This is a genomic window from Rossellomorea oryzaecorticis (assembly GCF_045897515.1).
Taxonomy (GTDB): Bacteria; Bacillota; Bacilli; order Bacillales; family Bacillaceae_B; genus Rossellomorea; species Rossellomorea enclensis.
Window position 1 is genome coordinate 52164 of record NZ_JBJOSA010000014.1, and the last position, 14159, is coordinate 66322.

11 protein-coding genes are annotated in these 14159 nt (G+C 44.5%); 9 read left to right on the plus strand and 2 right to left on the minus strand.

Annotation, left to right across the window (positions count from 1 at the left end; all coding sequences use genetic code 11):
- Positions 1–2 precede the first annotated feature (2 nt).
- The 4 genes from ytpR to murC all read left to right on the plus strand — a co-directional run bounded on the left by ytpR (position 3) and on the right by murC (position 6657).
- Entirely contained in the window at positions 3–608 is a 606-nt protein-coding gene (ytpR, locus tag ACKA06_RS15490; RefSeq protein ID WP_032087312.1) for a YtpR family tRNA-binding protein, read from the plus strand.
- 738 nt (positions 609–1346) lie between these two features.
- Positions 1347–4187, plus strand: coding sequence for a DNA translocase FtsK (locus ACKA06_RS15495; protein WP_411160064.1), 2841 nt, complete (start codon positions 1347–1349; stop codon positions 4185–4187).
- 78 nt (positions 4188–4265) lie between these two features.
- Complete coding sequence (locus ACKA06_RS15500; RefSeq protein ID WP_411160065.1) at positions 4266–5117, plus strand: hypothetical protein; 852 nt, start codon at positions 4266–4268, stop codon at positions 5115–5117.
- 217 nt (positions 5118–5334) lie between these two features.
- Positions 5335–6657, plus strand: coding sequence for a UDP-N-acetylmuramate--L-alanine ligase (gene murC, locus ACKA06_RS15505; RefSeq protein WP_032087313.1), 1323 nt, complete (start codon positions 5335–5337; stop codon positions 6655–6657).
- 84 nt (positions 6658–6741) lie between these two features.
- On the opposite strand, the gene ACKA06_RS15510 is transcribed toward murC, so the two are convergent.
- A complete protein-coding gene (locus ACKA06_RS15510) occupies positions 6742–7857 on the minus strand; it encodes an aminopeptidase (RefSeq protein ID WP_032087314.1) in 1116 nt (371 codons plus the stop codon).
- A gap of 198 nt (positions 7858–8055) precedes the next feature.
- Here ACKA06_RS15510 and ACKA06_RS15515 point away from each other — a divergent pair, with 198 nt between their 5' ends.
- From ACKA06_RS15515 to ACKA06_RS15530, 4 genes are all read left to right on the plus strand, one after another.
- The gene (locus ACKA06_RS15515; protein ID WP_032087315.1) at positions 8056–8571 is read left to right on the plus strand and encodes a DUF948 domain-containing protein; all 516 of its coding nucleotides are present in this window, start codon (positions 8056–8058) and stop codon (positions 8569–8571) included.
- Between the two features lie 17 nt (positions 8572–8588).
- The gene (locus tag ACKA06_RS15520; RefSeq protein ID WP_214871946.1) at positions 8589–9056 is read left to right on the plus strand and encodes a YtxH domain-containing protein; all 468 of its coding nucleotides are present in this window, start codon (positions 8589–8591) and stop codon (positions 9054–9056) included.
- Between the two features lie 115 nt (positions 9057–9171).
- Positions 9172–9486 carry a bacillithiol system redox-active protein YtxJ gene (ytxJ, locus tag ACKA06_RS15525; RefSeq protein WP_032087317.1) on the plus strand — a complete coding sequence of 105 codons (315 nt, stop codon included), beginning with the start codon at positions 9172–9174 and terminating at the stop codon, positions 9484–9486.
- A gap of 428 nt (positions 9487–9914) precedes the next feature.
- Positions 9915–10484 carry a YtxH domain-containing protein gene (locus ACKA06_RS15530; RefSeq protein ID WP_052011491.1) on the plus strand — a complete coding sequence of 190 codons (570 nt, stop codon included), beginning with the start codon at positions 9915–9917 and terminating at the stop codon, positions 10482–10484.
- A 33-nt stretch (positions 10485–10517) separates the two neighbouring features.
- Here the strand turns inward: ACKA06_RS15530 and ACKA06_RS15535 are convergent, their stop codons facing one another.
- The gene (locus tag ACKA06_RS15535) at positions 10518–12680 is read right to left on the minus strand and encodes a cell division protein FtsA (RefSeq protein ID WP_032087318.1); all 2163 of its coding nucleotides are present in this window, start codon (positions 12678–12680) and stop codon (positions 10518–10520) included.
- Positions 12681–12880: 200 nt separating this feature from the next.
- Between ACKA06_RS15535 and ACKA06_RS15540 the strand changes: the two genes are divergently transcribed.
- Entirely contained in the window at positions 12881–13957 is a 1077-nt protein-coding gene (locus tag ACKA06_RS15540) for a bifunctional 3-deoxy-7-phosphoheptulonate synthase/chorismate mutase (protein ID WP_032087319.1), read from the plus strand.
- Positions 13958–14159 lie beyond the last annotated feature (202 nt).

The window sequence follows — 14159 nt, forward strand, 5'->3', positions numbered from 1 at the left end:
AAATGAACGTATTTTACAATCTTGAAGGAATCGGGGATACCCTCATCATCACGATGCAGCCTGGGTTTGAAGGAAAAGTGGAGCATGAGGTTAAAGGAGATGCTGTCCGCATCTTTGATAAAGATTCAGGAGAAACAGTCGGCTTTAACTTATTTAAAGCTTCCGATTATATGGATCTGCAAGAAAAAGGGCAAGTGGAAATGAACGGCGACAAGCTTGGTCAAATCAATAAAGCCATTAAGGAAAACGGCTTTGACGAGGTTCTGGAAGCAGATTTCTCGCCTAAATTCGTTGTCGGCTTTGTTGCTGAAAAAGAGAAACACCCGAATGCAGATAAACTGAATATCTGCAAAGTGGATGTAGGCGGAGAATCCCTTCAAATCGTATGCGGCGCACCGAATGTCGACAAGGGACAAAAAGTGGTCGTGGCAAAAGTCGGCGCCGTCATGCCAAGCGGAATGGTCATCAAAGACGCAGAACTGCGCGGAGTCCCATCATCAGGCATGATCTGTTCAGCAAAAGAACTCGACCTGCCAAACGCCCCCCAGGAAAAAGGCATCCTGGTACTCGAGGACAACTATGAAGTTGGACAGCCATTTAAAGGATAAATTACTAACGTCAATCCCGGAGTCAAGTGACTTCGGGATTTTTAGTTTTAGTATAGAAAGGGGGGAGAGATTTTAAGATGAAAACTGCAGATAGTGAACGAATTATTTTGGTAGGAGTCAAAGGATTATTCCATCTTCATCATGTGATTTGACTGAAACATGAAGACTAATAAAGTGCTGTCAGGAAGATTCCAGGGGTGTAGCGATTACTTTTTCATTTTAGGTTGAAGTTGTGTGACATTAACTATATTCAAAACCGGTTCCAGCGATTGATTGGAGTGCAAAACGTAGACTCCTGCGGGAAAGCGTGTTAGGTGAGACCCCGCAGGCGAAGCCGAGGAGGCTCACCAACCGCCCGCGGAAAGCGGAGTTTTGCACGGAAATCATTAGCGGTGATGAAGGGAAACAAATAAGTTGAGAAGTCAAAAAGAGCTTCTCTAATTAAGGTTGCCTAAAAACATAACCAAAATCTGTGTAGGTCAATTTATTGACGGTTTCGTTCATATCAGGAGGCTCACGGGCTACCCGCGGAAAGCAAAGTCTTCCACGGAAATCAACTGGGGTATAGAAAGCCCAAACTTATTCATCCTTCATTCTAACTTTTCCCACCAAAACAATATTACACCAATATTGCTTTCGACACATTCTCTTAACAATTCTCTAATTCTATCGAAATCACTCGAATTTTTCTCTTTAACTGATAAAATAAAGATAAGTATCAAGGAAAGAGTGATAATTGTGAGCTGGATTAAAAAAATCATCAATAAACTATCAGATGAAGACGAACAATTTGAAGAATATGTTGAAGAACCTGAGGTCGAAGAAAAAGCACCCCGCCCTGAAAAGCGGATACTAAACAATAGAGCAGTAAACAAATCACGGGACGTTGAAGCAAGGATGACATACCAATATCCGAAAGGGAACTTCAGATTTCCGTTGATATCGGACGGGGAAAACCTACAGGAGAAGCGTCCAGTGAGAAAGCGTCATGAGCCCGAGAAGAAAGCCAAGAGTGAAGCTAAACGCGAAGAAGCACGGGAAATACAACGGAAACCGCGTAAAAGCAAGCTGCAGGATGCAGCCTATCAAAAACCGAAGGCCTCTGACAAGGCCGAAAGCACTTATGCAAAAAGTGAAAAGATCTCAAAAACGAAAAAAGTTGAGAAAGGCAACAGCCGGCCATTTCGCCCTACGGAAATCCCTTCTCCGATATACGGTTTCAGGACGAGACCTGTTAAACCTGAAAAAACAGGCGATGTGGAATATGAGCTGAATGAGTTCTTACATAGGGGGAATGGGAAAGTACCGGATGAAATCATGCAAGAGGTATACCCTCCGGAAGTTAAGGGAATAGAGGAAGCCACAGAAATTAAACAAGAAAAAAGGGCAGAAGAAAATGAAAGAATGCAGGAAACCGGCAGCTGGTACGGGGTTGAAGCTTCCCTGATTGGAAATGAATTTTCATTCAAGGAAAATGATGCTGAACAGACAAGCCCACATAATCAGGTCCCAGCGGAAGATCCAGCAGAAAAGGAAGCTGAAGAAGTCTTGCAATCTGGATTTACTTCTGCGGTCACTTACGAAGAATCGCAGTTGTCGGAAGAAGGGCAATCGGAGCAAAGGGTACAGCCGGAAGTGGAGCAGAATGATGGAGTCATCCACTTGGTACAACCAGAAGATAAGCTGAATGCGGAATCGCAACAGCAGCCGACTGAGTTTGAAGCGGAGCAGGATGAACAAGCAGGCCGGGAAGTCCAGACGTTGCAGGCAGATATCCCTGAATCTGAAACAAGACACGAAGAAACGGAACAGCTGCAAGCAGCCGGGCAGGAACAAGAAATCACGCCTGTTAATGAGCATGCAGTGGATAAGGAAGAAGAACCTAAACCAAGAAAGAAGAGGTCGCACCTTCCTTTCAACGTCCTGATGCTGAAGCAGGATAAACGGCAGATGAATCAGCGCCATAGAGCACAGGCAGTTACTGAACGAAAGACGGAAGCCCCTATGGCTGAAAATAGAGGTGGAATGGGCCCTGTAAGCGAAGCTGCTGCCAGGAAGGGGCAAGCGGCAGTTCTTGAGGATTCACCGGTCAGCAGGGAGTCAGATGCTGTACAGGGTGAGGCAGCTGCTAAAAGCTACAATGAATTGTCATCCGGAGTGAAGCACACAAAAGGCTATACTTTCCCTGATATGGAGTACTTGATGCCTCCTGTATCGAAGAAATTGAGCGGTGAATGGCTTGAATCCCAGAAAAATCTTCTGGACGAGACGCTTCACAACTTCAATGTGAGGGCGAAGGTGGTCAATGTCACCCAGGGGCCATCAGTTACACGTTTCGAAGTACAGCCTGAGCCGGGTGTGAAGGTAAATAAAATCACGAATCTCTCTGACGATATCAAGCTCAGCCTGGCAGCGAAAGATATCAGGATTGAAGCGCCGATCCCCGGCAAGCATACAATCGGGATTGAAGTTCCTAATAAGGAAAGCCGTCCGGTTTGTATCAGTGAGGTGATTGCCAGCCCTGCCTTCCAGGAATCGGAATCAGCCCTTACAGCAGCCCTCGGTCTTGATATTTCCGGTCAGCCGATTGTGACAGATTTGAGCAAGATGCCGCACGGACTGATTGCCGGGGCCACGGGTTCAGGAAAAAGCGTATGCATCAATTCCATACTCGTCAGCCTCTTATATAAGGCATCACCGGATGAGTTGAAGATGCTCTTGATCGACCCTAAGATGGTGGAACTTGCGCCATATAACCGAATCCCCCATCTGGTAAGTCCGGTCATCACCGATGTAAAAGCGGCCACGGCTGCATTGAAGTGGGCTGTGGAGGAAATGGAGAGGCGGTATGAATTGTTTGCCCATACCGGCGTTAGGGATATCAAGCGATTCAATGAACTGGCTAAGCGTAACAAACAATACAATGACACACTTCCATATTTGGTCATCGTGATCGATGAGCTGGCAGACCTGATGATGATGTCGCCTGCAGATGTCGAAGAGGCGATCTGCCGTATTGCCCAGAAGGCACGTGCCTGCGGCATCCATTTGATCATCGCCACACAGCGTCCGTCCGTAGATGTCATTACGGGATTGATCAAAGCGAACGTACCGACAAGGGTCGCATTCTCTGTTTCCTCAGGGGTGGATTCAAGGACGATCATTGATGGAAGCGGGGCAGAGCGGCTGCTCGGCAGGGGGGACATGCTATTTTTGGAAAATGGCTCCTCAAAGCCTGTTAGGCTGCAGGGGACCTTTGTCTCCGATGACGAAATAGACGACATCATCAACCATGTGAGAAACCAGCGTGAACCAGAATATATCTTTCAGCAGGATGAGCTGATTAAGAAGGCGCAAGTGACCGAAGAAGAAGATGAACTGTTTTTCGAAGCTTGCGAATTTGTCATCGATCAGGGAGGTGCTTCTGCCTCCAGTCTGCAAAGGAGGTTCAGGATTGGGTATAATCGTGCGGCAAGACTGATGGAAATGATGGAAAAGAGCGGTGTCATTTCGGAATCAAGAGGCAGTAAGCCAAGGGATGTACTGATTTCTGAAAGCGAACTGGAAACACTGGCATAGGCTAGTACAAACATAGGATACATGGTATTCTGTTTATGATATAAACAGAATACCTTTTTTTTTGAGAAGTAAGCAGACGTGCTGCCGTTACCCTTCAGCAGGGTGGGATACACCGCCATGTTGACGGCTGGTTTGGAGCTTAATGAAAAGGGGTACGGAAATAAGCGCCCGGTAGGTGGACAATGCATCAGGCAAGGACCAGTTGAAGGGACCGGCCGGATTATTAGAATTCGAATAGGTGAGAGGATGCAGGATAAGGAAATTTTAAATTTAGATCAATACCGTTTGAAGAAACAGCGCATCGCAGAAGAACAGATCGATGATTTATATCGCCAGGCGTTCGAATATGCGTTAAAAGAAACCAATATACGTGAAAAAGTAAGAGCCAAGGTGATCTTTGCAGAACGATTTCATCTGAAGGAACCATCTCTTGTCTCTAAAAAGGCAGAAGACGTTTTTCACCAATGGTTTCTTTTTGATTATAAGACAATTAAGGGACACACATTATTCTTCCAATTCCTCCAGTCCAAAAAATTTAGTGAGCCGGTCAAAATGATGGGCGCATTGCTGCTGACGGCCGCTCTCGAACCGTTGATCGTGACGGGTATCCGAACAGGAAATGGTGAAGCCGTGATCACAGGAAAAAACATCATCCATGATCAGGAAGAAAGTGTAAAAACTCCCATATCGGGGTTAACGGAAGAAATTCAGCCAAACTCTATCTATTTTGTGAGAAAAGTCCCTCTTGTTACTGATCAGTGGCTCATAGGGCCCGTATTTGAGGCAGCAGGCAGTGATTTTCCATCAAAGATAAAAGAAGATTACGATCTAAAGAATCATGAAACTGGAGTATTATGGAGAACTTTTTTAAAAGAAGCGGCTCCTTCCTATATCCTGAAAGGGGATTCCCCTCTCGTTCATGGTCATTAGGTTCAAAAAGTGATATAATGTTCAAGTTGAAAGAAACAAGAAATTATTATTTGGTGTGTCAGAAGTTAGCCTTTCTTCTGGAACTTCCTTATACTTAAGAAGACAGCGGCAGTCTGCCGCAAAGTGTTTCAGTATCTTATATCCACAGCCATACGGATAGCAAAAAAATATTCATTTCATATAATGCTTTAGATAGATGATTGTTGGAGGTTCTATTATGACTATATATCATTTCGTAGGAATCAAGGGTTCGGGTATGAGTGCACTGGCCCAAATACTCCATGATACGGGCTACGAGGTCCAGGGATCTGACTATGATAAATATTTCTTTACTCAAAAGTCTCTTGAAGATTCGAATATTAAAATACTTCCTTTTCAGAAAGAAAATATCGGAGGGGATATGCATGTGATTGCCGGGAACGCTTTTCCTGATACACATGAAGAAATTGAAGCGGCAATCGAACAAGGGGTCCCGATTACGAGATATCATAAATTCCTTGGGGACTTCATGCAGAAGTATACAAGTGTCGCTGTAACAGGTGCACATGGTAAAACTTCCACCACCGGTCTTCTTGCCCATGTGATCAGCGGCGCCAAACCTACATCTTATTTGATCGGGGACGGTACAGGTAAGGGAGCGGTGGATGCCCAATACTTTGTTTTCGAAGCGTGCGAGTATCGACGCCACTTCTTGTCCTATTATCCCGATTATGCCATCATGACGAATATTGACTTCGATCACCCTGATTACTTCGCTAACGTTGACGATGTTTTCTCGGCTTTCCAGGAGATGGCGATGCAGGTTAAAAAAGGGATCATTGCATGCGGGGACGATGAGCAGTTACAAAAAATACAGGCTCAGGTTCCTGTAGTGTTCTACGGTTTCGCAGAAGAAAATGATTTTCAGGCAAGAAACGTGAACCGGGACCGAGAAGGTACTTCATTCGATGTATTCGTCCGGAATGAATTCTATGCAAGCTTTAAGATTCCTACTTTCGGGGATCACAATATCCTGAATGCTTTATCCGTGATAGCGATCTGTCATTATGAAGAACTTGACACTGCCGTCGTGCAGGAAAGATTGAGCAGCTTCAAAGGGGTTAAACGCCGTTTCTCCGAAAAAGAAATCGGCTCTCAAATCCTGATCGATGACTATGCTCATCATCCGACTGAAATTAAAGCGACCGTGGATTCAGCCCGTCAAAAATATCCCGAGAAAGATATCATCGCTGTATTCCAGCCGCATACGTTCACACGGACCCAGACATTCCTGTCTGAGTTTGCTGAAAGCCTTGACTTGGCTGATAAAGTATATTTGTGTGAGATTTTCGGTTCAGCAAGGGAAAATCACGGAAAACTGTCAATCGGGGACCTTCAAAGCAAAATCGAGGGGTCAGAAATCATCGATGAACAAGATACCACCCCTTTACTGAAACATGACAACAGCGTCCTGATCTTCATGGGAGCGGGAGATATCCAGAAATTCCAGGAAGCATATGAAGAAACTTTGAAAGAAAACTTAGCTGAAAACAATGAATAAAAGCCGGCGTGCTGCCGGCTCTAATCCAAAGGCCCGTCCCTCGATGCTCTGAAGCATTGAAGGGCGGGCCTTTTCAGCATTTCCCTATTTAAGATTTTCCGGGTTCAGGACCTTTAGTTCAGGGAGAACGAACTTTCCATCTTTACGGATCAATACGTCATCGAAGTAAATTTCCCCTCCGCCGTATTCAGGTCTTTGGATCATGACCATGTCCCAGTGGATGTTTGAATGATTTCCATTGTATGCATCTTCATAGCATTCACCAGGAGTGAAGTGGAAGCTTCCGTCGATTTTTTCATCGAATAGGATGTCCTGCATCGGATGCTGGATGTAAGGATTGACTCCGATCGCAAATTCACCGACGTATCTCGCCCCTTCATCCGTATCGAAGATTTTATTGATTCTTTCGGTGTCGTTTGCAGTCGCTTCCGCTATCTTCCCGTCTTTGAACGTAAGCTTGACATTCTCGAAGGTGAAACCATTATAAGGGGAAGGAGTGTTGTAGGAAATAGTCCCGTTCACCGAATCCTTCACCGGCGCAGAGTAAACTTCTCCATCAGGAATGTTCAGGCGCCCTGCACATTTTACAGCCGGGATATCTTTTATGGAGAAAGTCAAATCGGTTCCTTCCCCGACAAGCCGCACATTATCCGTCTTGTTCATGAGGTCAACCAGGTTGTCCATCGCTTTGTCCATTTTACTATAATCAAGGTTGCAGACATCAAAGTAGAAGTCTTCAAATGCTTCGGTACTCATTTTTGCGAGTTGAGCCATCGATGCATTAGGATAGCGAAGGACGACCCATTTTTTCTTTGGAACACGGATTTCCCTATGTACTTTCTTTCCGATTGTATTTCCATGGATCCTCATTTTGTCATCCGGGACATCGGACTGTTCATTGATATTATCACCTGACCGGAGCCCGATGTAAGCATCCATTTCCTTCATGACATTCGCCTCAAAGCCGGCCATCATATTATACTGCTCTTCCTGTGCCCCGAGCAGCAATGCACGGTCCACGGAATGATCTTTGATGGAAACAAACGGGAAGCCGCCTGCTGCATATGCCTCTTTGACAAGTGCTGTGACAAGCTCACGCTGCAAGCCGAAGTTTTCAATCAAGACTTTTTCTCCAGGCTGCAGCTGCACGGAATATTGAATCAGGTTCTGTGCCAGTTTTTCAATACGCGGATCTTTCATTTATGTCTACCTCCTTATGTCATTTCCCTATTATTGTACCCTAAATATTACCGGGATGATAAAAAAGTAAATTAGAAAAGATAAAAAAGTATTTTTAAAATTAAGCAGGAATTTCACTTTAGGAGGAAGAAATCCTAGTATAATGTTTTATTTGTGTATAGAGTGGGTAAAGAATTTTTATACATGGAGGTGTACTATATGGAAATAATTCTTTATCTAAGTGTAGCAGTTATTGCAATTGCCTTTTTCATTTTAGTAATAAGCATTATGAAAACCTTGAAATCAATGGGGACGACCCTCGACAGTGTATCAAGTACGTTGAACGGTCTAGAAACCCAGCTTCAGGGAGTGACCAAGGAGTCTACTGAATTACTACATAAAACGAATCTGTTAGCCGAGGATATCCAGCGCAAGTCTGAGGATCTGAACACCGTTGTTTATGCAGTAAAAGATGTAGGTCATTCCATTCAGAACCTTAATAACTCGGTAAAGAAAGTGAGCACTTCCATCTCCTCTGAGCTCGAAAGGAATCAAGGGAAGATCTCCCAGGTGGTTCAGTGGGGAAATGCGATTATCGAGTTAAAGGACAAGTGGAAGCAAAAAAAGGAACAACAGTCGAGTCCTTCAGACAACGCTGTTCAAAATCAAACCGCACCCACAGAAGTTCAATCTCGAGAAAAATTGGTTAAAAGAGCAAGATCTTATAACAATTAGGAGAGGGGAATTTTTAAATGACACAAAACCAAACTCAAAATCAGCAAACGAACGACAGTAACAACATCAATTCTAAGGATTTCATGATCGGAACCTTGATCGGAGGGATCGTTGGCGCGGCCACTGCGCTGCTGCTGGCTCCAAAGTCCGGTAAGGACCTTCGTAATGACCTCAACGAACAGGCTGTCGTCATCAAGGAAAAGTCAGGTCAGTGGAAAGACACTGCGGTTGAGAAAAGCAATGAACTGGCGGCTGTTGCAAAAGAAAAGTCCGCTGCATTCACTAAGACTGTTCAGGAGCAATCCAATACAGTGAAGGATAAATTTAAATCTTACCGTTCTAAAGATACAGAGGCCGTAAACGAAGAGCTTCAGGAAGTACCTGTGGGAGATGCAACTCCGGTGCAGGAAACTGAAGATGTAAACCAAAAGCTTGAGGAAACAAAGAAAGCTTTTGATGAAACAGAAAAAACGTATAACCAATAAGAGTTGTCCTCCAGAGCGGTGAAGTGATATGATTACTTCGCCGCTTTTTTGTGCAGGCTATTGTAGATACAAATGCAATCTTAAACATAGATGAAAGAAAGGATGAACAAGACAGATGCAAAAGATTGAAACGGTACAGCAATTCGAGCAACTTGCAGAAACGAATCCCCGCTTCTTTTTCATGAAACACAGCTTGACCTGTCCGATCAGTTCAAATGCGTTCACTGATTATCAGGCATTCCTGAACAATAACAGGGAAGAAGACGGCTATTACCTTGCAGTCCAGGAGGCAAGGGAACTTTCAAACCACATTTCCGAAAAATACGGCATCAAACACGAATCACCTCAAGCCTTCCTATTCATAGACGGCAAACCAGGCTGGAACGCCTCTCACTGGAACATCACCGAAAAAGAACTAAGCAAACTCTAAAAAGAACCTGCATGTGCAGGTTCTTTTTTAGTTGTACTTTGGAGTTCATAATTGGGAGGGGATAACGCGAGGTTATATTGGTTGGAAAGTGTTTTTTATTAAGGGAGGTAAATAGTATTTATGGAGTTTTAATATAGCTCATTATATGTATTTGGGGAATTCCAGCTGTTGGTTGGAGTGAAAGGCGAAGACTCCTGCGGGAGAAGTGGCCAATGTGAGACCCCGGAGGCTCACAGGTCACCCGCGGAACGCGAAGTCTTGCACGGAAACCATCAGCGGTGATGCCACTTAACACTCATATATATTATGATTTTATTTATCCAACAACGGTAATAACAGGAATTTCCCAACCAAAAGTTTATTTCCGAGCAAACGGGGAATTACACGTAATAACAAATCAAACCAACACAATAGGAGGATCAACCAAAATGGTACAATCTTATCAAAATAAAACAGCACAACCGAATAACAATGTAAACCAAATCCCTACCGTAAAAGGAAAAAGAAACGGCAAACTGGTAAAAGGAATCCTGCTGGGCGCAGTCGTCGGCGGGGCAGTTGCCATGATGGATAAGAACACAAGAAAAAAAATCACCAACGGAACAAATTCAATGAAAGATTCCACTATGGACATGGTCTCAAAAGTAAAAGATAATCCGTCCGGAGTGATGAATGACTGGCAGGACCGTATTAAATCAGCATCTTCTGTACTGAAAGAAGCGATCAATGACGCACAGAAGCTATATGAAAAGGTGAACGGCGATGTCATCGACCAAGTAAATCAGGTGAAAGAGGATTCAACTGAAATCATCGCAACCACAAAAGAAGCAGCAGAAGATTTAAAAGATATCGGAAGCAAGGTAAAAGAAGCCGGTGAAGAAGTGACCTCAGAATCATCACAGACTTCATCCGTTTCAACTTCCACCTCATCTTCTGGTAACGATAATATCCACAGCACTAATAAACCGAGCAATGTGCCTGGACAGGTAGGATCATAAAAAAAACTGGCCCATGGCCAGTTTTTTTGTGTGTTAATTTTTATGGGGGGCATTCGTCCACCGAATTTCGAGCCTGTCCCCAGCTTGTATTTCCTCATAAAAGGTGGTTTCTTCTCCATTTAGAAGCAGCTGAAAAGAAGCGTTTCCGTTATCAGGCATGGCGACTTCCACATGATTGAAGACATCCTGAAAAATGAAGTGGTGAACCCCTTTTTCTTCAATTGTGATTGTATCCCCGGGATTCAGCGTGTCATTCTCTTTCAATGGAAGTCCTTCTTTATATGCCGTTGCTGTTTCACGCTTCAATAAAACAGGGGTGTCATTAAACATAATCTTGATTGATTGCTCCCTGTAGTCTTTTCGTTTCGCCATAAGTTCTCCAACTGTTGGGGTGACGGGAGGAGTGACGATAATCTTATCACCGTATGAAACCGCTGCAGTAGGTTTTACCTCCACACCATTCAAGGTAATCTTCCCGCCGAATGCCGGAATGAATGTATCTTTTCCATTGATGGTGAGACGGAACGGTTTACATGCTTGAAGTAATCCCTCATAGCCGAGCTTCTTCAACGAATCAACTATTGTATCCTTCGCTTCATAATGTATTGAATCACCGTCTTCGATCAGGTCATCCATTGTAGCTTTTGTCCCGTTCTTTAATAGAATGGGTGAAAGAGTGAGACTTTTATCATTAATGGTGACGCGCTTATCCGGTACATCATCCAGGAGATCTCTTATCTTTACGTTTGGAGGCGTCCCGTCGTCCCCCTTACGGACGGTGATCCGGTCATGGTTCAACAATCTGTCTTCAACCGATGCGGGATTCCCGTTCTTTAAGATGACGGGAGGATCGCCATATCCTCCTGGGAGGGTCACTTGTTGTCCATTTACAGAAATGAAAAAGGCTGGGCCGGGTTTACCATACAATTTACTGATTCTTTGGCCGGCAGCAAGAAGCCCGTCACCGATTGTAAGGTCTTTTACTTCAAACAAGCGGATCGGCTGATCGTTGACATGGATGGATACGTATTGAACAGGAGCTTGCTTAGCTGCAATTGCAATTCCTACAGGAGTCACCAATTCAGGACCGCCGGCGGGAAGGTCTGAAAATGATAGATTCTGTATTGCTTCGATTCCTCTGACAGCCACCCTGTTTTCAGGGAGATTCAGGGATATTGCAAGTTCTACATTCAAAGCCGGGGTCAAGCTGCCTCCTCCGACGAGCATGACTGCCTGGGGAGGTTTTTGATTGTTTAAGAGCAGGATTTCATGTGATATTTTTCCGGCAAGCTGTTGAATGGAAGGGTGAATTTTTTCCACGACTTCCTGTACGGTGAATTCAGACTCAAATCCGAGGATATCCGTGACAGTTATGCTCTCGGATTGATGCAGTTCCCTTTTTGCTTTTTCCGCCAGAGGAAAGTCAAGAAGCAGGGCATCACTGAGTGCCTCCGTGATCTCATCACCGGCAGTCGGCACCATCCCGTAGGCGGTGACCGTTCCTTTGTTGGTCAACGCGATATCAGATGTTCCGGCTCCAATATCGACCAATGCCACATTCAACCTTCTCATGGAAGGCGGGATCAGGACATTGATGGCTGCGATTGGTTCAAGGGTGAGCGCTTCCATTTCAAGGCCGGAACGGCTTAAAGCAGCCAAGAGTGATTCAACGACGACTCTCGGCAGGAAAGTGGCGATGATTTCGACACCGGCTTCATCCCCCTGCTGGTCGATCAGGCTTCCGATTTCTTCTCCATCGAGACGATAATAGAGTACCGAATATCCAACGCAATAATAATGATAGCTTTTACCATCGCTTTCTGCATCCGCAGCTTGCGCCTGCGCCTGCTGGACTGCACTCAGTTCAAGGTGCAGGATATCTTCCTTTTTCAGTAGCGGCTTGCCTTTAATAGAAAAGGACGAATGCGACTTCTCCGTTTTCAGGGCGCGTCCGGCGGCAGCGACACAGACTTTGTGAAGAGGTCCGTGCTTTCCTTCGAGCTTCTTTTTGATTGATGAAATGACCGTTGAAACGGCGGGTACATCGTGGATTTGTCCGTCGAGCATTGCCCGTTCCTTGTGTTCTTCCACTTCAATATCAGATACATGGTATTTTCCGTCTTTTTCTTCAAGGATGATCCCGACTACAGAACGGGTACCTATATCCAAAGAAAATATTTTTTGCAAAGTATACACCTACTTTTGAACAGTCTCATAAGATACTAAAATACTTTAGTGCTTAAAAGCGTTTAATTAATAAAGAAATTTATCGTGACATTTGAGAATTCTTCTATTATAATTAGTTTCAATATCTATAAAAAATGTATCATACTTTTACAAAACTAAAACAGTTTTTTATGGATGAACAGGATAAAATCAAGAAAGGGTGCTGTATTGTGAGTAATCAAGAGCTCGATCTATTACGGAAAAAAGTCGACGAGATGAATTTAAAACTACTAGAAACCATCAATGAGCGTGCCAAGCTCGTTCAAGAAATCGGGCGTGTGAAGGAAAAGCAAGGAGTATACCGGTATGATCCTGTTCGTGAAAGAGGAATGTTAGACCTGATCAAGGAAAATAACAATGGTCCTTTTGAAAATTCGACTATTGAACATATCTTTAAAGAGGTCTTCAAAGCTGGTTTAGAATTACAGAAAGATGATCATCGAAAAGCACTCTTAGTATCCCGTAAGAAAAAAGCAGAGGATACGATTGTGAATATCAACGGAGATACAATCGGGGACGGGAATCCTCATTTCATCTTCGGTCCATGTGCAGTGGAATCTTATGAGCAGGTGGCTCAAGTGGCACAGGCTGTCAAAGCGAAAGGGTTGAAACTTCTTCGCGGTGGAGCATTCAAACCGAGAACGTCCCCATATGATTTCCAGGGACTGGGTATTGAAGGATTGAAGATCCTTAAGAAGGTTGCAGATGAATACGATCTGGCGGTGGTCAGTGAGATCGTGAATCCTGCAGATATCGAACCTGCACTCGAGTACATCGATGTGATCCAGATCGGTGCGAGGAACATGCAGAACTTCGAGTTGCTGAAAGCCGCCGGCTCAGTGAAGAAGCCGGTACTCCTAAAAAGAGGTCTTGCTGCAACAATTGATGAATTCATCAATGCAGCTGAATATATTATTTCTCAGGGCAACGGGGACATCATCCTTTGTGAACGCGGTATCCGTACCTATGAGAAAGCGACACGGAATACGCTTGATATCTCTGCTGTACCAATTCTTAAGCAAGAGACTCACCTTCCTGTATTCGTGGATGTCACGCATTCCACGGGACGCAGGGACCTTCTGCTTCCGACTGCAAAAGCAGCGATCGCCATCGGGGCGGACGGCGTAATGGCAGAAGTACATCCGGACCCTGCTGTAGCCCTGTCCGACTCAGCACAGCAAATGGACCTGGACCAATTCGATCACTTCTACCAGGAACTATTAAAAGGCCGCACAATCAACGTTTAACCAACCCATAACGGGGTATAGAAAAAAGGCTGGACTTTCAGAGTCCAGCCTTTTTAGTTTGGTAAATAACTTAAGGTATTGTTAGTAAAATGATTTTTGTTTAAAGTTATCTCCAGCTGTTGATTGGAGTGCAAGACGAAGACTCCTGCGGGAAGAGTAGCATATTAGAAAAGCGGAAGGGCTTTGCTCAGAGGCGGGTGGC